We start from the raw sequence: 19811 nt of genomic DNA, 5'->3' as shown, positions 1-19811 counted from the left end.
GTTGTTTGTGCGCACAGAGATTCTATTCGTTAAGAATTCATTGAACCAAATTGACGATTACAAAGAGGCGCACTCAATGTTAGATAAAAAAGACGCGATGAGCGCAATTGCTAGCTACCGTATGGAAAGCACATTGCGTGGTGTAGATTTAAACCTATTGACCGTATTTGATGCTGTGATGCAAGAGCAAAACATTACTCGTGCAGCGCACAACCTAGGCATGTCACAACCAGCAGTAAGTAATGCGGTTGCACGTCTAAAAGTGATGTTCAACGATGAGCTATTTATGCGTCAGGGTCGCGGTATTCAGCCGACTCAACGTGCCCGTCAACTGTTTGGTCCAATCCGCCAAGCACTGCAACTTATCCGTAATGAACTACCAAGCTCAGTATTCCAGCCAGAGTCTTCAACTCGTCTATTTAAGCTAGCGATTTGTAGCCCATGTGACATGCGTTTTGCACCTCGCATTATGGCGAACGTCAACGAGCAAGCGCCAAGCGTACAGCTTCACCTAGATGCGGAATTTGATCGTCTTCTATCTGAACGCATGCGCTACCAAGAAATCGACTTCGTCATCGACTACGCACGTTTCGATGACCAAGGTTTCTCAAGCACTGAAATCTTCAAAGATGAGTTAGTTGTGATTGCATCTAAGACGCACCCTCGTATTCAAGGTGGCGTATCCGCTGAGCAACTGATCAACGAAAAACACGCGAAACTTTCACGTGTACATGGTCAACGTAGTTTCTCTGAGCAAGCGTACCGTGAGCTTGACTGCCAAGCTGCGTACGAAGGTTCAAGCCTAAGCAACCTGCTATACGTAGTAAGCCAATCTGAACTTGTTACGATTGCACCACGTTGGATGGCTGAAAACGCAGTAAACAGCGATCAACTACAAATCCTAGATTTCCCGTTTGAAAACAAAGAAATCAGCGGTTACCTAAGCTGGCATGAATCAAGCGAGAAAGACAAAGGCCACATCTGGCTACGCGACCAGCTAATGATCACTTGTGGTGAAGTGGTTGCGCTTAAACAAGCTTAATTTATCGTCTGACTAACTGGTCAGACTGGATTTGTAATCATCAATTTTTACAATTCCTTGGCCCCGAGAGTACTCTGTCTCTCGGGGTCTTTTTATTTCTGCTAATTAATAACCGAAACAGCGACTTAAGTTGATTAAACCTTCAACAGTTAAAGACCTGCTATGCTCTCATTAGTGATAGTGCTCTCTTAATAATGATAAGTTTGATAATGGTCAGTTGCGTTTTTAGGCGTCGAGGTTACACTTGTGCGCTCAAATAGCTTACGCCTGTAAGCCAAAAGGTAATGTAGAGAATGGCCAAGTTAGATTTTCATATCGTTAAACGTATTCGTGAACAAATTGCGAAAGGTGGTACTCGTGTTGCACTCAAACATAAAGTGGGTGATGCATGGCAGGGTATTACTTGGGAGCAGTTTGGGCAGCAAGTAGATGCTTTGTCACTTGCACTTTTGGCTCAAGGATTGGGCGTTCAAGATAAGATCGGTATCTTCTCGAACAATATGCCGCAATGGACCATCGCTGATTTTGCAGCGCTGCAATTGCGTGGCGTAACCGTACCTATCTACCCAACCAACACAGCTGCGCAGTCTGCTTACATCATCGACAATGCAGACGTAAAAGTACTGTTTGTCGGTGAGCAGCCTCAATTTGACGCAGCCGTCAGCATCTTTGGCGAATGTCAGCAGCTAGAACTGATTGTTGCGATGTCGAATGACATTGAACTTGGCGAACATACGTTTGCAATGACGTGGGATGATTTCATCGCTAAAGGTGACGATAGTCATCAGAGCGAATTAACTTCTCGTTTAGAGCAGGCGCAAGAAGAAGATCTTCTTACATTGATTTATACCTCTGGTACCACGGGACAGCCAAAAGGCGTAATGTTGGATTACGCTAACATTTCGGCTCAGCTTGAAGGCCACGATGAGCGTTTAAGTTTGACGGAAGATGATGTGTCTTTGTGTTTCCTTCCGCTATCACATGTATTTGAGCGAGCTTGGACGTTCTATGTGCTCTACAAAGGCGCGACTAACTGCTACCTACAAGACACCATGCAAGTGCGTGATGCACTAAGCGAAGTGCGCCCTACCGTTATGAGTGCGGTACCTCGTTTCTATGAGAAAATTTTCTCTGCTATCCATGAGAAAGTATCCCGTGCTCCAATCCACCGTAAAGTGATGTTCACGTGGGCAGTTAACATGGGCGCGAAGATGGCGGCATGTCATCAAGAAAATCGCAAGCCATCGTTGATGCTGCGTAAGTCCTACGCTCTGGCGGATAAACTGGTTCTGAGTAAGCTACGTGCATTGCTGGGTGGCCGCATCAACTTCATGCCATGTGGCGGTGCGAAGTTGGATGAGACGATTGGTCGCTTCTTTCACGCAATCGGTATCAACGTAAAGCTTGGCTACGGCATGACAGAAACAACAGCAACAGTTTCTTGTTGGGATGACCAATGCTTTAGTCCTGACTCTATCGGTATGGCAATGCCTGGCGCACAAGTTAAGATCGGTGAAAACAACGAGATCTTAGTGCGTGGTCCAATGGTGATGCGTGGTTACTACAAAATGCCAGAAGAAACCGAGAAGACTTTCGACGAACATGGTTTCTTGAAAACGGGCGATGCAGGTTACATTGATGAAAATGGCAACTTGTTCATTACTGACCGTATTAAAGAGCTGATGAAGACCTCAAATGGTAAGTACATTGCGCCTCAGGTTGTTGAAGGTGCGATCGGTAAAGACCACTTTATTGAGCAGATTGCTGTGATTGCCGATACACGTAAGTTTGTATCTGCGCTGATCGTACCGTGTTACGACTCGCTAGAAGAGTACGCAAAAGAACTGAACATCAAATATCACGACCGCGTTGAGTTGATCAAACACCACCAAGTGGTAGAAATGTTAGAGAAGCGCGTAAACGACCTACAAAAAGAGCTAGCGAAGTTTGAGCAAGTTAAGAAATTCAAACTGTTACCAAAAGCTTTCTCGATGGATGAAGGTGAATTAACACCGACTCAGAAATTGCGTCGTAAAGTGATTAACGATAAATACCAAGATGAAATTGAAGAAATGTACAACGAAAAGTCAGATAAAAAGTAACTTAAGCTGACTTAGATTTCAGATTGATGAAAAAATCCCCAGCTGGCTTGATTATGCCGTTGGGGATTTTTTTGTGCCCGTATTTCACACTTATTAATCCCCTTCTTGAAGGAGAAATTGTTCTTTTTGGTGATTTTTGGTGAAATTATTCACTTTATTTCCGCCTTGAGCATGGTCTTGATTCCAATTTGTGTTTATTGGTTAGTGCCTAATCCTAGTTTTGTTCTGATTTATAGCATCTTGTTTAAATTTTGACTCAACTCTCATTAGACCCGTTGATAATAAAACGTTACATTTGTTGTGTTACCTTGCGTTTTGTTATGACAAGCGCAGGACATAGCTGAAAAAGTGGAAGTATTTCTATTAGGCTACGAATAAGACCTAGACTATGTAAAACCAGCCCAATCCGTTGGCCTTACGGAGAGGAAAACTGGTAAGGAGAGCAATTATGACAGCAATGTTGTCAGGCGCAGAGATGGTAGTGCAATCTCTGATCGAAGAGAGCGTAGAGCAAATCTTTGGTTACCCTGGTGGATCCGTTCTGGATATCTACGATGCACTGCACGCAAAAACCGACCAAATTAAACACGTATTAGTACGACACGAGCAAGCTGCGACTCACATGGCCGATGGTTATGCTCGCGCAACCGGTAAACCGGGCGTAGTGCTAGTATGTTCGGGTCCTGGTGCAACCAATACCATCACGGGTATTGCTACAGCGTACATGGACTCGATCCCAATGATCGTTATTTCAGGTAACGTGCCGAATAATCTTATCGGTAATGACGCCTTCCAAGAGTGTGACATTGTGGGTGTATCTCGCCCTGTCGTAAAACACAGCTTCTTGGTTAAAAAGGCAGAAGACATTCCTGAGACGATCAAAAAAGCGTTTTATATCTCGACAACTGGCCGACCTGGTCCGGTTGTGATTGATTTGCCGAAGGATATTTTGAATCCGCAAATCAAGCTTCCTTACGAGTATCCTGAAAACATCTCGATGCGTTCATACAAACCAACGACCTCAGGCCATAAGGGCCAGATCAAAAAAGCGCTTAAAGCTCTAGTAGAGGCGAAGAAACCGGTTCTTTATATTGGTGGCGGTGCGGTGATTTCCGGTGCGCATGAGCACATTCAAACCTTATCCGATGAATTGAATCTGCCCGTTGTTAGCACCCTGATGGGTTTAGGTGCCTTCCCTGGGACGCATAAGAACTCGTTGGGAATGTTAGGTATGCACGGTACTTATGAAGCCAATATGGCGATGCATGAAGCCGACTTAATCTTTGGTATTGGTGTGCGCTTCGATGATCGTACGACGAATAACTTAGAAAAGTACTGTCCTAACGCGAAGATCATGCACATCGATATTGACCCGTCTTCGATTTCGAAAAACGTCAAAGTGGATCTGCCTATCGTAGGTTCTGCCGATAAGGTACTAGCGACCATGGTTGGCTTGCTGAATGAGCAAAACAGCAGTAATGATGCGCAAGCCATCGCGAAGTGGTGGGAAGACATCCAAGTATGGCGTGAACGTGATTGCCTAGCATATGAGACCTCTCCGGAACGCATTAAACCGCAACAAGTGATTGAAACGCTCCACAAGCTCACCAATGGTGATGCTTACGTGGCATCGGATGTAGGTCAGCACCAAATGTTTGCCGCGTTGTACTACCCATTTAATAAGCCGCGTCGTTGGATAAATTCTGGCGGCCTTGGCACGATGGGCTTCGGCTTGCCTGCTGGTATGGGTGTGAAATTCGCGATGCCAGAAGAAGAAGTGGTGGTTGTCACTGGTGATGGCAGTATCCAGATGAACATTCAAGAATTGTCGACGGCAATGCAATACGACATTCCAGTGAAGATCATCAACCTAAATAACCGATTCTTAGGCATGGTAAAACAATGGCAAGACATTATTTACCAAGGTCGTCACTCTAACTCGTACATGAGTTCTGTTCCTGATTTTGCTGCAATTGCAGAAGCTTATGGCCATGTCGGTATCCGTATTGAAACGCCAGATCAACTTGAAGCGGGTCTACAAAAAGCGTTGGATATGAAAGATCGTTTGGTGTTTGTCGACATCAACGTAGATGAAACCGAGCACGTATACCCAATGCAGATTAAAGGCGAGGGTATGGACAAAATGTGGCTAAGCAAAACGGAGAGAACGTAATATGAGACACATTATTTCTTTGTTAATGGAAAACCAACCTGGTGCATTGTCTCGCGTTGTCGGTCTGTTTTCTCAGCGTGGTTACAACATTGAATCGTTGAACGTATCTCCAACCGATGATGAAACCTTGTCGCGTTTGAACATCACGACCAACTCTGATGAGATGCAATTAGAGCAGATTCAGAAACAACTGCATAAGCTTATTGATGTGCTTAAAGTTCAAGAGGTGACAGAGTTTGAACACATTGAGCGTGAGCTGATGATGGTGAAAGTGAAAGCGAGCGGCTTTGCGAGAGCAGAAGTGAAACGCACGGCTGACATCTTCCGTGGGCAGATTGTTGATGTGACCGCTTCTCAATACACCGTTCAGTTGGCGGGAACCAGTGAGAAGTTGGATGCGTTCATTCAAGCTATTTCAGAAGTGACTGAAGTGGTAGAGGTAGCACGAAGTGGTGTGGTTGGGGTTGCTCGCGGAGAGCGCTGTCTTAAGCCTTAATAACTGAAACCTTCTATCCAAGTCATTGGGTATTTGTGATAAGCCATCGTGAAATCGATGGCTTTTTGTTTAGAAAATAACAACTGATGATATAATTGATGGTTTCGTAAACAAAATGGGTAGTAGTACGCGTGAAAGTCAGAAGGTTAGTCGGCTCTTTGTTGGCGACAACGCTATTTTTTAGCGCGTTAATCTCTACCTATTATTATCAAAAATATCAAAGCTTGTTGGCTAATAATGTAGAAAATACGGCCAAGGAAGCACTTCATCAATTGGCCTATTCTGAACGTGAATACAATAACGTTCAGGACCAAATATCCTCCATTAGCGACCTGCTCGGTCACAGTCAAAGTCTTTATGACTATTTACGACACCCTAATCCCAAAAATTTAGCGATTCTAGAAGAGGTGTGGAGTTCAGTTGCAGTAAACCAAAAGTGGTACACGCAGATCCGCTTTTTAAACCTTGCTGGTCGAGAGAATGTCCGTATTAATTACGACTTCAAAACTCGTACTGCGGCCCCTGCTCGTAAGCTTCAAGACAAGTCCGAACGAGAATATTTTCTTTATGCGCAAAACCTTAAAGACGATCAAATTGGGTCTTGGGGTATTGAATTAGAAAAAGAAAATGGTGACTTGATTCTCCCATATCGACCATCAGTTCGAATCATGATGCCTGTCGCGATGAATGGGGTACGAGAAGGGTACTTGGTATTAAATATCGACGTTCAATACCTCTCCTCCCGATTGAACTATTCACCGGTTCGAGATTTCAACATCGAACTGATTAACCAGCCCGGTTTTTATGTCGCGAGCTTACACAGTGATAAATTGTATGGCGACATCATTCCAGATCGTGATCGCTTTAATTTTGGCCTAATGCACCCAGACATTTGGCAAAATATGGGCTCAGAAAAAATGGGTTTTGGGTATGACGGTAAACACCTCATTGCGTTCAACACCATTGAGTTTGTCCCTGGTGAGCCATTGCATCTGATCATCGATCTTTCTCAAGAACAATTGCTTGAACGAGCAGAAAGAGATATTGATGACTTAGCCCAAGAAGCCTTATTTGTCCTCAGTTTGATGCTGGTGTTCGCTTTGCCGATTACCACGTTGGCACTCCATTACCGCCGGCATAGTATCGAATCCAAGTTGGCACGTGCCGCGTTGGATGGCATGACCGCTGTGATGATTTCAGACACCTCACATCGCATCATGATGGTGAACCAAGAGTTTGAGAACATGATGGGCTACTCATCAAATCGATTGCGAGGGTGGAACGCTCATAATCTGATTTTCTTGCCGGAAGACATTGAAAACATCCTTTCGATTTGGAGTAAGTTGGGTGTGGAACATGTTTGGGAGGGGGAAGTTCGTTGTCGAACGAAGCTCAACCATGTATTTACTGCCATCATGCGTATCCAAGCTATCATGGCCAAATCAGGAAAAGTCAGTTACTACATTACGTCGTTGGTGGATATTTCTGAACGAAAATTGTTGGAAGAAAAATTACGTAACTTGAGTGAAAAAGACGGTTTAACCAGTCTTTGGAACCGTAGGAAGTTTGAAGAACAATTGACGCAGCATGCCAATATGTTTGAGCGTTATCCTGATACCCCCACAACTTGTTTGGCGTTGTTTGATATCGACCACTTTAAGCGCATCAATGATGAACTCGGTCATGATGAGGGTGACAAAGTGATTCTTAGTGTCGCGGAGACGTTACAAGAAGGCGTTAGAAATACCGATTTTGTCGCCCGTGTTGGTGGTGAAGAGTTTGCGGTGATCATGCCTCATACTTCGACACAAGAGGCGGAAGTGGTATTGAACCGATTGCGAGTTGCGGTAGAACAGAATTCAGAACAGTCGGTGACGGTGAGTGTCGGCTACAGTGATTTAACCGCGGATCGCACTCGCACTTATAAGTGTGCTGATATTGCTTTGTATGAATCGAAAAGTGCAGGGCGTAATCGAGTCTCGATTTGCCACAGCTTTGATGACATAGCGTAACCTACGTCGCTTTGAAGGCGAATACAAAAAAATCGGGTACTTCCCGATTTTTTTATGGCTAGACTTTGTGCGATTTAAGCGGTTTCAATCGCCAATTCAATACGCTCCATTGAGCTTAGCAAGTGCTTATCAAGTAAGTCCATAGCTTCTTCGCTGTTCTTCGCCAGTACCAACTTCATGATCATCTCATGCTCATCAATGTTGAACAGTACATCCTTTTCTGAGCTTAATGTTTGCATTGCGAAGTAACGGTAACGCTTGATCTGATTGATCAGGTCACTGAAGAAGTCAAACATGTTCTTAGAGTCTGCTCCTTCCAATAGAGAAATATGGAATTGATGGTGGCGTTCTTCCCACTCTTTCCAGCAGAAAGTTTCATCGAAGTTCAGGCGAGACAATTTGTGGTATGACGTCAATACATCCAGTTCCCAGCTCTCATCACCCGCTAAAATCGCCTTCTTAAGCAGAACAGAAGAAACAACACGAAGGCTTTCGTAAAGGTCATTCAGCTCCTTTTTACAGACTGGGGCAACCCAACAGCCTTTTTGCGGTTCAAGCTTTACATACTTGCTCCAAGACAGTTGTACAAGTGCTTCGCGAATAGGTGATGCACCTACGTTGTACTTCACTTTCAGATCAGCAACTACAAGCTTTTGACTTGGTTTGAGTTCACCAGTCAGGATGTCCTGACAGATCATTTTTGCAACTTTATCGGTAAGGGTAGGACTGGACACAAGCAACCTCATGAAATTTTTATTATCGTAACGACAACTAAACAGTACGTAGTTCGGTTGTGATTGATAATACAGCGTACTGATTATGAGGGCAAGATTAAATATATAAAAAAAGAGGGCCGAAGCCCTCTTTTTTATTTAACTGATGATTGAATTCTTCAGTCTTATAGAACGTGTACAGAAGCTGTGTTCGTTGTGCCTGAAGCTACTAGAGCACCAGAAACCATAACAACGATGTCGCCTTTGCTGCCGAATTCAGCTTCAAGAGCGTATTCTTTACCCATTTTGTAGAAAGCATCTGTGCTGTCGATAGACTCAACAAGAACTGGACGAACACCTTTAGTAAGAACAAGCTGAGCAGCTGTCTTTTGGTTAGTTGTCAGTGCAATGATGTTTGCAGTTGGGAAGTATTTACGTACTGAACGTGCAGATTTACCGCCTTCAGTTGCAACGATGATTAGAGGAGCTGCTAGTTTTTCTGCTGTGTCTACTGCGCCTTTACATACTGCTTCAGTAATGCGAAGACGTGGGCTGTCTAGACGAGAACCTAGTTCAGCTTTAAGAGCAGAATCAGTACGGTTCGCGATTTGAGCCATGATAGTAACAGCTTCAACTGGGTACTTACCTTTAGCAGTTTCACCAGAAAGCATTACTGCGTCAGTACCGTCCATGATTGCGTTCGCAACGTCACCCGCTTCTGCACGAGTTGGACGTGGGTTGTTGATCATAGAATCAAGCATTTGAGTTGCAGTGATAACCATCTTACGTGCACGGTTACACTTCTCGATCATCATTTTCTGAGCGAAGATTACTTCTTCAGCTGGGATTTCAACACCTAGGTCACCACGAGCAACCATGATACCGTCAGAAAGCTCTAGGATTTCGTCGAAGTTATCTACACCTTCTTGGTTCTCGATCTTAGAGATGATGTGGATATCGTTGCCGCCGTTTGCGTCTAGGATCTCACGGATTTCTTTAACGTCAGATGCTTTACGGATGAAAGAAGCAGCTACGAAATCAACGCCTTGCTCACAACCAAATTTAAGGTCAGCTTTGTCTTTCTCAGAAAGAGCTGGAAGTTGAACAGAAACGCCAGGAAGGTTAACACCTTTGTTTTCGCCTAGTGCGCCGTTGTTAAGAACTTTACACTTAACTTCTGTTTCAGTCGTAGAGATAACTTCCATTTCAATTAGGCCGTCATCTACTAGGATTGTGTTACCAGCGTTTAGGTCTGCTGCGAAACCAGCGTAAGTTACCGCTACAGTCTCTTTGTTACCAACAACTGAAGTATCAGTTGTGAAAGTGAATTCTTGACCAGCTACTAGATCTACGTCGTTACCGCCTTCTAGCTTGATAGTGCGGATTTCTGGGCCTTTAGTATCAAGAAGGATAGCAAGTTGCTTACCTACTTTGTCCATTACTTCGCGGAAGTTCGCAATACGAGTGCCGTGCTCTGCGAAATCACCGTGAGAGAAGTTAAGACGCATAACGTTCATGCCTGCGTTTACTAGTTCAGTTAGCTTCTCTACAGATTCAGTTTTAGGGCCAATCGTACATACGATTTTGGTCTTTTTCATGGAAGATACTCTCCGGTAAGTATAGTTACAATTTGAAAGTCGGTTATTTAGTCTGAAGTTAGGCGCTTTTGATGGCATTTAGTGCCTGCCATTCACCGATTTTCCGCCTCATTATTAGAACTTCAGATTCTGAAAGTCTTTCACCAAGTTTAGTCATTTTATGACTAAAAGATCGGCGATTTTGGTTACCTTTTTGTGACTAATCCCACTTTATATGCAGAAAGTTGCAAAAAAATAACCGTCAATTCTGTAATTTTTTTTCTTTTCGGTGGCGAATTCTACCACCGAATGAATCCAATATCACTGTTTAAGAATTGTCTTAGGACAAGGTTTTAACGAGAAATATTAATTTTTTGGATCGAAATAAATGGACTTAAAAGTTTCGATTTGACTATAATAAGTTTCAAGTCGAAACTTAAAATCAAAACTTAAATGTCGAAACGAAACACTCAATTAAGAAGACACGCCATTTCTAACCTAGTAAATGAGCTTGGGGAAGTCAGCGTTGATGAGCTGGCACAAAAATTTGAAACCTCAGAGGTCACGATTAGAAAGGACTTAGCTTCTTTAGAGAAAAACGGACAACTTTTGCGCCGTTACGGTGGTGCCATTGCGATTCCAACGGAAGTTATCCATGAAGAAATGAGTCCAAATGTTTCGAGTCGAAAGTTAAGTCTGGCAAAAGCAGCGGCATCACTGATCCGAGAACATAACCGAATTGTGATCGACAGTGGCAGTACAACGGCTGCGCTGATTCAGCAATTAAATGATAAACGAGGCTTGGTTGTCATGACCAACTCGTTGCATGTCGCCAATGCACTTAACGAATTAGAGAGCGAACCAACCTTGTTAATGACAGGCGGAACTTGGGATACGCACTCAGAATCCTTCCAAGGCAAAGTAGCCGAATCTGTATTACGTGCTTACGACTTCGACCAGTTATTTATTGGTGCTGATGGTATCGATTTAGAGCGCGGAACTACCACCTTTAATGAGTTAATTGGCTTAAGTAAAGTCATGGCAGAAGTGTCTCGTGAAGTCATTGTCATGATTGAGTCTGAGAAAGTGGGACGTAAGATCCCGAACTTAGAACTCGCTTGGGACCAAATTAATGTGTTGGTTACTGATGCAGAGTTACAACCAGAACACAAAGTACAGATTGAACAACATGGCGTTAAGGTTATTTGCGCCTAATCTTATGATGTAATCAGTTTCATATTTCACTTCCCTCTGGATAAAGGCCTTTGCTTGCTGCCTCTATTTGAAATCATGGTCAGGGAAGAACAAAACTACAAACGGAGATAAACACATGTGTGGAATCGTAGGTGCAGTAGCACAACGAGATGTTGCAGAAATTTTAGTTGAAGGCCTACGCCGCTTGGAATACCGCGGTTACGACTCTGCGGGCGTTGCGATTGTTGATGGTGAGACAAATTTAACGCGTATTCGTCGTCTAGGTAAGGTACAAGAGCTGGCCGACGCAGTAGACGAAGCGAAAGTGATCGGTGGTACTGGTATTGCGCACACTCGTTGGGCAACACACGGTGAACCTTCAGAAGTGAACGCACACCCACACATGTCTGGTGACATCGCAGTGGTACACAATGGCATCATCGAAAACCATGAAGAGCTACGTGAACTGCTTCAATCTCGTGGTTACGTATTTGAATCTCAAACGGATACTGAAGTTATCGCTCACATGGTTGAGTGGGAGCTTCGCACTTCAGAAACGCTACTAGAAGCGGTACAGAAGACAGCAAAACAATTGGATGGCGCATACGGCACGGTAGCGTTGGATCGTAAAGACCCTTCACGCATCGTAGTGGCACGTTCAGGCAGTCCAATCGTCATTGGTTTTGGTGTGGGTGAAAACTTCCTTGCTTCTGACCAACTTGCGCTCCTTAACGTAACACGCCGTTTCATGTACCTAGAAGAAGGTGACGTAGCAGAAATCACTCGTCGTGACGTGACTGTATTTGATGCAACAGGTGAGCGCGTAGAACGCGAAATTACAGAATCAAACGCTGAACACGATGCGGGTGACAAAGGCCAATACCGTCACTTCATGCAGAAAGAAATTTACGAGCAACCAACTGCGTTGATCAACACAATGGAAGGTCGTATCACCGCTGATTCTGTTGTTACTGAGGCAATTGGTGTAAACGCGGCAGAAATCCTAAGCAAAGTGGAACACGTACAAATCGTGGCATGTGGTACGTCTTACAACGCAGGTATGACCGCGCGTTACTGGTTCGAAGACATTGCAGGTGTAAGCTGTGACGTAGAAATCGCTTCTGAATTCCGTTACCGCAAGTTTGTAACGCGTCCAAACAGCCTATTGATCACGCTTTCTCAATCTGGTGAAACTGCCGATACATTGGCAGCACTTCGCCTAGCGAAAGAGAAAGGCTACATGGCGGCAATGACCATTTGTAACGTAGCGGGCTCTTCTTTGGTTCGTGAGTCTGACTTTGCGTTTATGACACGTGCAGGTGTGGAAATCGGTGTGGCATCAACTAAAGCGTTTACGACTCAGCTTTCAGCGCTACTGATGCTGGTAACTGCTCTTGGTAAGCAACAAAACCGCATCAGCAAAGAGAAAGAAAAAGAGATCGTTGAAGCACTTCACGCTCTACCGAAGCAAATCAACGCAGCGCTGTCTTTCGAAAAAGAAATCGAAGCACTAGCACCAGACTTTGCAGATAAGCACCACACTCTATTCCTAGGTCGTGGTGAGTTCTACCCAATCGCGATGGAAGCGTCTCTAAAACTGAAAGAGATCTCTTACATTCACGCAGAAGCGTACGCAGCAGGTGAGCTGAAACACGGCCCTCTAGCGCTAATTGATGCTGACATGCCAGTTGTGGTTGTTGCACCAAGTAACGATCTTCTAGAGAAACTGAAATCAAACGTTGAAGAAGTGCGTGCTCGCGGTGGTTTGCTTTACGTATTTGCAGATGAAGACGCTGGCTTTGAAGGCGATGAGACGATGAAAATCATCAAGATGCCACACGTAAGCGAAATCACAGCAGCAATCTACTACACGATTCCAATGCAGTTGCTTTCTTACTACGTTGCACTGATCAAAGGTACGGACGTAGACCAACCTCGTAACTTAGCGAAGGCGGTAACGGTAGAGTAACTAATACAAGGTGTGATTAAGATTACACTTGTTTATGTTGTGCTATGTAAGTAGCCAGAACCTAAAGCGAAGTCACATGACTTCGCTTTTTTTATGTCTGTAGACACGGTTATGATGCGCAATACGTTGACATTCACTTGTTTACTTTCTGACACGTTGAGCGGTCTGCATCACTATCGTAATCCCACTGATGCGGTTTCAATTGAACTGAAAAGGTCATTATGAAAATCAAACTCTTGGCTTTATGTATCGCGTCCTCGCTTTACCATCCATCAGTGATGGCAGAGGAAGAAACACAAGCAGAACAGCGCAAAAGCCAAACCGTATTCATCGATGAAAGCGATGACTGGTTGCAACTCAAATCTGGCGAAGTAATCAAGGGAGAATTGACCGGTACGATCAAGGAAGAAACCAATTCGTTCGATCAAGAGGTTGAATTCGATAGTGATGATCTTGGCGATCAAGAGATCGAACTGGAAGACATTGCGGTGTTAGAAACGGCAAGTTTCTTTACCATCCGGACTTCTAGTGGTGACATCTACGATGGCTATTTGTCGATTCGTGAAGACGAATTATATTTGATTAATGATGGAGAAGAATTGTCGTTCCCTGTTTCCGACGTGGTTTCGATCTATCGAGGAGCTGAGAAAGATTCTGATCATTGGACTACCGAGATCTTTTTAGGGTTGGACATAAGCAAAGGCAACACGGATGAGTTTTCACTGTTAGGTGAAGTCGATGCAGAACGGAACACGGTGGGATCGCGCACCAAGCTAAAAGCCAAACACGAAAACTCCAAGACCAATGATGAGACCACAGCGAACAACAGTTCGTTTGATGGCTCCTACGACATTTACCTAAGCAACCGTCTATTTTTTAGGCCACTTAAGCTCTCGCTGCTTAGTGATGAGTTCCAAAATATTGATTACCAAGTCAACGCCTCGATGCAGATGGGTTATTTCATCATTGCCAATTCGCAGACAGAATGGGATGTTTCTATCGGTCCGGGTTACCAGTACACCGACTTTAAAACGGTAGAAGAAGGGGAGTTAGGCGATGCGACCAGTAACACTTTAACCTTCGAATCCAATTTTGAGTATGAACTGACAGACGACATCGATTTCAGTCATACCTACAACCTCAATTGGGCGAGCAATGATGCGGGTGGTGCTCGTCATACCAACGAGCTTGGTTTTGATATCGATCTGGTTGATGATCTTGAACTCAGCATTAAAGCCGTTTGGGACCATATCTCCGATACCAAAGCCGATGCAGAAGGTGCCGTACCAGAGAAAGACGACTATAAGTTCCATTTCGGTCTGACTTACGAGATCTGAGTAAGCTGATTATCAGTAATCAATCGCTATTTTGGTTTATGACAAAAATGTCATCTTCACGATAGATTGATGTCAGGTGCGTTGTTGAATAATGAAGCCATTGAAAACAAACACACTCAAAGGTCATCAACATGAAAGCACTGAAAACCGCTCTCCTTGTAACAACAATGGCAATCACTAGCGCATCAGCATTCGCTCAACCGACTTTCACTGGTGGAAAATACATTAGCCGTGAAGAAATGAAGACCATTTCTGTTGAGCCAACAGCAACCTCAGATGCGGCCTATCAACAAGCCTTAGCTGAACTAAACTCTTTAAAAGACATGTCGTCTCATGAGCTCAATAAAGAGTTGAACATCGTGACTTTCGATGTCGCAAGAAACAGCACGCACCTTCAAGACGGTGGTTTTGTTACGGTACAAGAGCGCATGAATGAGCAGGGACAATTGGAATATCAAGGTACTGTGAACGTAAAAGTGAACTACGCGCAGCGCGACAGTAATCGATAAAAATATGGAATGAAAAGAGTATGATGCAATTTGTGTCGTACTCTTTTTGTGATCGCGAATGCCGAGCGCACCCCGTTGAGATAGAGGGCTGAAATTGAAACTACTGATTGTCGAAGATGAAGTAAAAGCAGGGGAATACTTACAAAAAGGGCTGGTGGAATCAGGCTACGTTGTTGATTGGGTTCGCGACGGTGTCGATGGTTTGTATCACGCAACCAGTGAACCTTATGATCTTATTCTTCTCGACATCATGCTGCCCAAGCTCGATGGTTGGCAAGTGCTCAACACGCTGCGCAGTAGCGACATTCATACCCCGGTTATCATGCTTACTGCCAAAGAGCAGATAGAAGATCGCGTGCGTGGCTTTGAGTTAGGAGCCAACGACTACGTAGTAAAACCTTATGCGTTTGCTGAGCTGCTGGCACGTATTCAGAATGTCTTTCGTCATCACACTTCCTCTCGTGTACAGACCTCCTCTCAGACACTGCAAATTGCCGATTTAGAGCTCGATATGATGAAGCGAGTAGCAACGCGAGGCGGGCAAAGTATTACGCTAACGGCAAAGGAGTACGCGCTGCTTGAACTGCTGATGCGTAAAGAAGGTCAGGTGTTATCGCGAACCACCATTGCGTCATTGGTTTGGGACATGAACTTTGATAGTGATACAAACGTTATTGATGTTGCTATCAAACGACTGCGCAATAAAGTCGACAAGCCATTTGAAACGCCTCTAATTCATACCATTAGAGGGATGGGATATAAGCTGGAAGCGCCAGATGTTTAAGCGCCCTGCCAACCTGTCTATGCAAAACAAACTCGTGCTGATGTTTGTCGGCACGACGCTGGTGGTGTACCTCGCTTTAGCCTTTATTCTCTATTACATCATCGAGCGCCATTTCTTTACTCAAGACTATAACGAAATGGTCAGCAAATATAATGCGATAGAGAAGACCATGATGGTTTCTCCTGAGTCGGCTTATCTGCTTATCGACAACAGCTCCGCTTACATGTGGGCGTTTGAGGAGGGAGAGCAGACCTACAAAAACTCGACCCTTTCTATTCCTAACAAACTGTCTCTCACGCTGAGTTCGCCACAGATTTTGAATCAAAACAACGCAATTGAGTGGCATGAAGACTCTTTGGATATTCGAGCCTTCGCCTTTAAAGCCAAAGATGTCACTGTGGTGATAGGCACCAGTATTAACCATCATATACTGTTCCTCAATAAACTGGGGTGGATTCTATTCTGGTCGTTGGGCTTCGCGTTTTTAGCTTCTGCTCTGTATAGCCGAACCATTGTAAATCGAGGTTTGAGGCCGATTCTTACCTTAAACAAACACATCCAACATATTACTCCTGAACAGTTAGATATTCGTATTGACCCTGAGACGTTACCTATCGAGCTAAGAGAGTTAGCGATAAAGCACAATGCGATGTTGGATCGATTACAAACCGGCTTTCATCGTTTGAGTGAGTTCTCCTCTGATATTGCTCATGAGCTTAAAACGCCGCTAACTAACATCACTACTCAAAACCAAGTAATCCTTGGCGCTGCACGCAGTTCTGAGGAATATCAAGAAGCGATTGCTTCTACTTTGGAAGAGCTTGAACGGATAACCAAAACCATCAATGACTTACTGTATATCGCCAAAGCAGAAAACAAACTGATCCATCGACACAACGAGCACTTCGCGGCTCATGAACAAGTGGCTCATTTGATCGAGTATTTCGAAATACTAGCGGAAGATTCAGCGTTGGCCATTACCGCTTCAGGAGAGGCGATGTTGTATATGGACCGAAACATGTTTGAACGCGCTATCAGTAACTTATTATCCAACGCGATTCGTCATGCGTATGACGAGACGACGATTTCGGTTGATATTGAGCAGGTTGATGAACTTGTGAAGATAACCGTCAGCAACGTTGGTGAGGCAATTCCCAAGCAAAACCTACCGTATCTGTTTGACCGTTTTTATCGGGTCGACAAGTCTCGTCAACATTCAGGTAGCGTGGGAGCCGGGCTGGGTTTGTCTATCACTCAATCGATTGTTCACGCCTACGATGGAAGCATCAGCGTCATTTCAGAAGATGGCCAAACCCAGTTTTGCTTGATACTTCCAGCGGCTAAAACTGACTCAGAAGGGGAATCACTTCTTCAAGAGACGCTTTAATAATGACTTTGTCTTTGAGCTCTGGCAGAGGTGGAAGTAAATCCGGAATCATTACAGCTTGGCATTCTGCAGCGAGTGCGGCTTTGATGCCGTTGTTCGAATCTTCCAATACTAAGCACTGCTTGGCGTCCACCCCCAAGTGGCGATAAGCCATTTGATAGCAATCAGGGTTTGGTTTACCGCGCTCCACATCTTCGGCGGTAATCACCAAATCGAACTGCGCAAGGTACTCGCTGCCCGCGAAATTGTGTTTTACCTCTGGAAGGTGAGAAGAGGTGACAATCGCGGTTAATAAGTCATGCTGTTTGATGGTATAAAACAGTGCGTCGAATCCGGGTTTGAGCGCAATGCCTTGATTTCTTAGATTATGGAAGTGTTCATCTCGCACGGCTTTATAGCGCGGCATATCGATGGCGTCTTGAAAATTCTCGGCGAGTATTCTTTCACATTCAGGGTCTTGGACACCGATGAACTGTTGGTAGAAATCATCGGTGATGGTTAAGCCTTGTTCGGTAGCGGCGTATTGCCAACTTTGTTTATAGATGGATTCGGTATCGAAAATCAGTCCATCCATATCAAAAAGTACAGCTTTTAACATTGGGTAGGGCTCCTACGTTTTTGGGTGTAGAGCGGCTGACGTTGTTATCTTGTTATACCTAAGCAACCTCGAATCCTTTTGAAGGTAGCTTGGGTATAAAATGTGGCGTTAGAATGGGCTCTCTTTGCCGAGTTCATTGCAGATCTCGACAATGGCTAGTGAGAGCCCTGACTTAATGATTTGTTGCTGACGTTGCAGTTGTAGCTGATAAAACTCAAGGTCGATGTCGTCATCTGGTTCGTTGACTTCCAGTTGCACCATGCCCATCTTCTTCACCAAATGCAGCTTTTTGATTGGATCTAGAATATTAGGGTCAGTGAACTCATAGTCAGAAGCGTCGCTATTGAGATGGTTTTTGAGCTTAATGATGTCTTCGATGTCGTGGTAAATATCATCGGGAAGCACACCCAAGCCAAACAATAACTTCAAACGAACAGACAGATCGCCCAGCGGTCCCGAGTCTTGTAACAGCGGACCGACAACCGATTGAACAGCGAAGTTATCTTTACGAAAAATTCTTTGCACTAACCCGTCGATCGAATCGTTAAAAACGTCGACTGCTGCAATGAAAAAGCCTCGTACCGATGGTGCGCTGTTTAATCGCTCAATGATCTCGGTTTCGTTGATGTTATCTGCCATATACTGAATACATTTCTAATTATTAGCTATTCCAACTCTTCAATGGAGATGGATATAGAAGGGGAGCTAAGCTCCCCTAGGTAAATCAAAGTTGGTTATAAAGTGTCTCGATTTGAGTCACTTCAGCACTGTTTTCTGCAAGACCTGTGTATGTCGCTAGCGTCTTCTTCACGCCCACTTCTTTTAATGAGTTTTGTAGCTCTACGGCTTGTGGGTCAGTGTCGTTAGTGTACTTCAACGCAGCGGCAATGCCTTTCAAAAGTGTTTTATTTTCAGTGCCATACTCAATTGTACCGAGTAAAGGCTTCACTAATCTATCGTTTGCACCTAATTTGCGAATTGGTTGGCGACCTACGCGATCAACCTCATCCACTAAGTAAGGGTTGGCAAAGCGTCCTAGAATCTTCTCGATGTAGGCGTTGTGCATGTCACGGTCGAAGCCGTAACGTTTGATCAGCACTTCACCACTCTCTTGCATCGCCTGTTTTACTTCAGCATGAATGCTTGGGTCTTCAATCGCTTCACGAATAGTGCGATGGCCTTTCAAGCAACCTAAGTAAGCGGTAATACAGTGACCTGTATTGAGAGTGAACAGCTTGCGTTCTACAAATGCCATTAGGTTGTTGGTTCTTTCCATGCCTGCGATGTCAGGGATTTCGCCCTTGAATTGCTGCTCATCCACAATCCATTCGCTAAAGCTTTCTACCGTCACTTCTAGTGGGTCATCGTTCGCCGCTTCTGCTGGTGGTACGATGCGGTCTACCGCTGAATCGACAAAGCCAACCAACTCGTCCGCTTTTGCGTGCAATGATTCATCCAAGTGTTTGTACACTTCACCTTTTAGGTGTGTGGTGCCACGAACCATGTTTTCACACGCGATGATGTTCAATGGTTTATCGTTACCTGCTGCAAAGCGCTTAGCAATGCCGGTAGCGATGGTTTTTGCAATGATGTCCAGTACGTTAGGGCCCACTGCTGTTGTTACCAAGTCGGTTTTTACAATGCGGTCGATGACATCTTCACTGGCTGAGTTAACCGCGGTGACGTGAGTTACTGTGTCGATTTGGCACTCAGTACCGACCACTTTTACTTTGTATTCTTGCTTGTGACTCAGTTGGTCGACGAGTGGAGCGTCAACGTCTGCGAACGTCACCTCGACTTCTGCGTCTGCTAATAGTTTACCGATGAAGCCACGACCAATGTTACCTGCGCCAAAATGAACTGCGTTTTTCATAATTCTTACCTACCAATGTCTAAAATGTTGACTAAAACGAATCTA

The 19811-nt window shown here is 44.5% G+C and carries 16 protein-coding genes; 11 read left to right on the top strand and 5 right to left on the bottom strand.

Annotated features, from left to right (window positions below):
• Positions 1 to 76: 76 nt before the first annotated feature.
• The 5 genes from calR (at position 77) to ITG12_RS09285 (ending at position 7825) form a co-directional block, all read left to right on the top strand.
• On the top strand, positions 77 to 1042 hold the full coding sequence (gene calR, locus ITG12_RS09305; RefSeq protein WP_038866143.1) for a LysR family transcriptional regulator CalR: 966 nt from the start codon (positions 77 to 79) through the stop codon (positions 1040 to 1042).
• Between the two features lie 293 nt (positions 1043 to 1335).
• Complete coding sequence (locus ITG12_RS09300; RefSeq protein WP_038878299.1) at positions 1336 to 3144, top strand: long-chain fatty acid--CoA ligase; 1809 nt, start codon at positions 1336 to 1338, stop codon at positions 3142 to 3144.
• A 448-nt stretch (positions 3145 to 3592) separates the two neighbouring features.
• Entirely contained in the window at positions 3593 to 5317 is a 1725-nt protein-coding gene (locus ITG12_RS09295; protein ID WP_038878295.1) for an acetolactate synthase 3 large subunit, read from the top strand.
• Position 5318: 1 nt separating this feature from the next.
• The gene (gene ilvN / locus ITG12_RS09290) at positions 5319 to 5813 is read left to right on the top strand and encodes an acetolactate synthase small subunit (RefSeq protein WP_009843336.1); all 495 of its coding nucleotides are present in this window, start codon (positions 5319 to 5321) and stop codon (positions 5811 to 5813) included.
• Positions 5814 to 5944: 131 nt separating this feature from the next.
• On the top strand, positions 5945 to 7825 hold the full coding sequence (locus tag ITG12_RS09285; RefSeq protein WP_038878292.1) for a diguanylate cyclase: 1881 nt from the start codon (positions 5945 to 5947) through the stop codon (positions 7823 to 7825).
• 74 nt (positions 7826 to 7899) lie between these two features.
• Here ITG12_RS09285 and ITG12_RS09280 read toward each other — a convergent pair whose 3' ends face one another.
• Both ITG12_RS09280 and pykF read right to left on the bottom strand, forming a co-directional pair.
• On the bottom strand, positions 7900 to 8571 hold the full coding sequence (locus ITG12_RS09280; protein ID WP_081094899.1) for a GntR family transcriptional regulator: 672 nt from the start codon (positions 8569 to 8571) through the stop codon (positions 7900 to 7902).
• Between the two features lie 152 nt (positions 8572 to 8723).
• Complete coding sequence (pykF, locus tag ITG12_RS09275; RefSeq protein ID WP_038866152.1) at positions 8724 to 10136, bottom strand: pyruvate kinase PykF; 1413 nt, start codon at positions 10134 to 10136, stop codon at positions 8724 to 8726.
• A 432-nt stretch (positions 10137 to 10568) separates the two neighbouring features.
• Between pykF and ITG12_RS09270 the strand changes: the two genes are divergently transcribed.
• The 6 genes from ITG12_RS09270 to ITG12_RS09245 all read left to right on the top strand — a co-directional run bounded on the left by ITG12_RS09270 (position 10569) and on the right by ITG12_RS09245 (position 17295).
• Positions 10569 to 11330, top strand: coding sequence for a DeoR family transcriptional regulator (locus ITG12_RS09270; protein ID WP_038866154.1), 762 nt, complete (start codon positions 10569 to 10571; stop codon positions 11328 to 11330).
• Positions 11331 to 11445: 115 nt separating this feature from the next.
• Positions 11446 to 13278 carry a glutamine--fructose-6-phosphate transaminase (isomerizing) gene (gene glmS / locus ITG12_RS09265; RefSeq protein ID WP_038866157.1) on the top strand — a complete coding sequence of 611 codons (1833 nt, stop codon included), beginning with the start codon at positions 11446 to 11448 and terminating at the stop codon, positions 13276 to 13278.
• A 221-nt stretch (positions 13279 to 13499) separates the two neighbouring features.
• A complete protein-coding gene (locus tag ITG12_RS09260; protein ID WP_248872985.1) occupies positions 13500 to 14615 on the top strand; it encodes a DUF481 domain-containing protein in 1116 nt (371 codons plus the stop codon).
• 131 nt (positions 14616 to 14746) lie between these two features.
• On the top strand, positions 14747 to 15124 hold the full coding sequence (locus ITG12_RS09255; protein WP_042599770.1) for a DUF3316 domain-containing protein: 378 nt from the start codon (positions 14747 to 14749) through the stop codon (positions 15122 to 15124).
• 94 nt (positions 15125 to 15218) lie between these two features.
• The gene (locus ITG12_RS09250; protein WP_005437415.1) at positions 15219 to 15908 is read left to right on the top strand and encodes a heavy metal response regulator transcription factor; all 690 of its coding nucleotides are present in this window, start codon (positions 15219 to 15221) and stop codon (positions 15906 to 15908) included.
• Positions 15901 to 17295, top strand: coding sequence for a heavy metal sensor histidine kinase (locus ITG12_RS09245; RefSeq protein ID WP_248872984.1), 1395 nt, complete (start codon positions 15901 to 15903; stop codon positions 17293 to 17295). The genes ITG12_RS09250 and ITG12_RS09245 overlap by 8 nt, the downstream gene beginning before the upstream one ends.
• Here the strand turns inward: ITG12_RS09245 and ITG12_RS09240 are convergent.
• From ITG12_RS09240 to ITG12_RS09230, 3 genes are all read right to left on the bottom strand, one after another.
• Positions 17249 to 17893 (bottom strand): HAD family phosphatase, encoded by a 645-nt coding sequence (locus ITG12_RS09240; RefSeq protein WP_248872983.1) that lies wholly within the window; start codon positions 17891 to 17893, stop codon positions 17249 to 17251. The two genes, ITG12_RS09245 and ITG12_RS09240, sit on opposite strands and share 47 nt — an antisense overlap.
• A 108-nt stretch (positions 17894 to 18001) precedes the next feature.
• The gene (locus ITG12_RS09235) at positions 18002 to 18532 is read right to left on the bottom strand and encodes an MltR family transcriptional regulator (protein ID WP_005437418.1); all 531 of its coding nucleotides are present in this window, start codon (positions 18530 to 18532) and stop codon (positions 18002 to 18004) included.
• 85 nt (positions 18533 to 18617) lie between these two features.
• Positions 18618 to 19766 (bottom strand): mannitol-1-phosphate 5-dehydrogenase, encoded by a 1149-nt coding sequence (locus ITG12_RS09230; protein WP_042599767.1) that lies wholly within the window; start codon positions 19764 to 19766, stop codon positions 18618 to 18620.
• Positions 19767 to 19811: the final 45 nt, after the last annotated feature.

Source organism: Vibrio sp. ED002 (genome assembly GCF_023277445.1).
Taxonomy (GTDB): domain Bacteria; phylum Pseudomonadota; class Gammaproteobacteria; order Enterobacterales; family Vibrionaceae; genus Vibrio; species Vibrio jasicida.
The sequence above is the reverse complement of the archived record's forward strand: the minus strand, read 5'-3'. Positions and strand labels throughout refer to the sequence as shown.

What these genes read in the sequence shown, in the direction of transcription:
- ITG12_RS09260 (WP_248872985.1), top strand. Translation starts at nt 13,500, where the DNA reads ATGAAAATCAAACTCTTGGCTTTATGTATCGCGTCCTCGCTTTACCAT.
- ITG12_RS09295 (WP_038878295.1), top strand. Translation starts at nt 3,593, where the DNA reads ATGACAGCAATGTTGTCAGGCGCAGAGATGGTAGTGCAATCTCTGATC.
- ITG12_RS09240 (WP_248872983.1), bottom strand. Translation starts at nt 17,893, where the DNA reads ATGTTAAAAGCTGTACTTTTTGATATGGATGGACTGATTTTCGATACC.
- ITG12_RS09245 (WP_248872984.1), top strand. Translation starts at nt 15,901, where the DNA reads ATGTTTAAGCGCCCTGCCAACCTGTCTATGCAAAACAAACTCGTGCTG.
- ITG12_RS09230 (WP_042599767.1), bottom strand. Translation starts at nt 19,766, where the DNA reads ATGAAAAACGCAGTTCATTTTGGCGCAGGTAACATTGGTCGTGGCTTC.
- glmS (WP_038866157.1), top strand. Translation starts at nt 11,446, where the DNA reads ATGTGTGGAATCGTAGGTGCAGTAGCACAACGAGATGTTGCAGAAATT.
- ITG12_RS09270 (WP_038866154.1), top strand. Translation starts at nt 10,569, where the DNA reads ATGTCGAAACGAAACACTCAATTAAGAAGACACGCCATTTCTAACCTA.
- ITG12_RS09235 (WP_005437418.1), bottom strand. Translation starts at nt 18,532, where the DNA reads ATGGCAGATAACATCAACGAAACCGAGATCATTGAGCGATTAAACAGC.
- pykF (WP_038866152.1), bottom strand. Translation starts at nt 10,136, where the DNA reads ATGAAAAAGACCAAAATCGTATGTACGATTGGCCCTAAAACTGAATCT.
- calR (WP_038866143.1), top strand. Translation starts at nt 77, where the DNA reads ATGTTAGATAAAAAAGACGCGATGAGCGCAATTGCTAGCTACCGTATG.
- ITG12_RS09280 (WP_081094899.1), bottom strand. Translation starts at nt 8,571, where the DNA reads ATGAGGTTGCTTGTGTCCAGTCCTACCCTTACCGATAAAGTTGCAAAA.
- ITG12_RS09255 (WP_042599770.1), top strand. Translation starts at nt 14,747, where the DNA reads ATGAAAGCACTGAAAACCGCTCTCCTTGTAACAACAATGGCAATCACT.
- ilvN (WP_009843336.1), top strand. Translation starts at nt 5,319, where the DNA reads ATGAGACACATTATTTCTTTGTTAATGGAAAACCAACCTGGTGCATTG.
- ITG12_RS09300 (WP_038878299.1), top strand. Translation starts at nt 1,336, where the DNA reads ATGGCCAAGTTAGATTTTCATATCGTTAAACGTATTCGTGAACAAATT.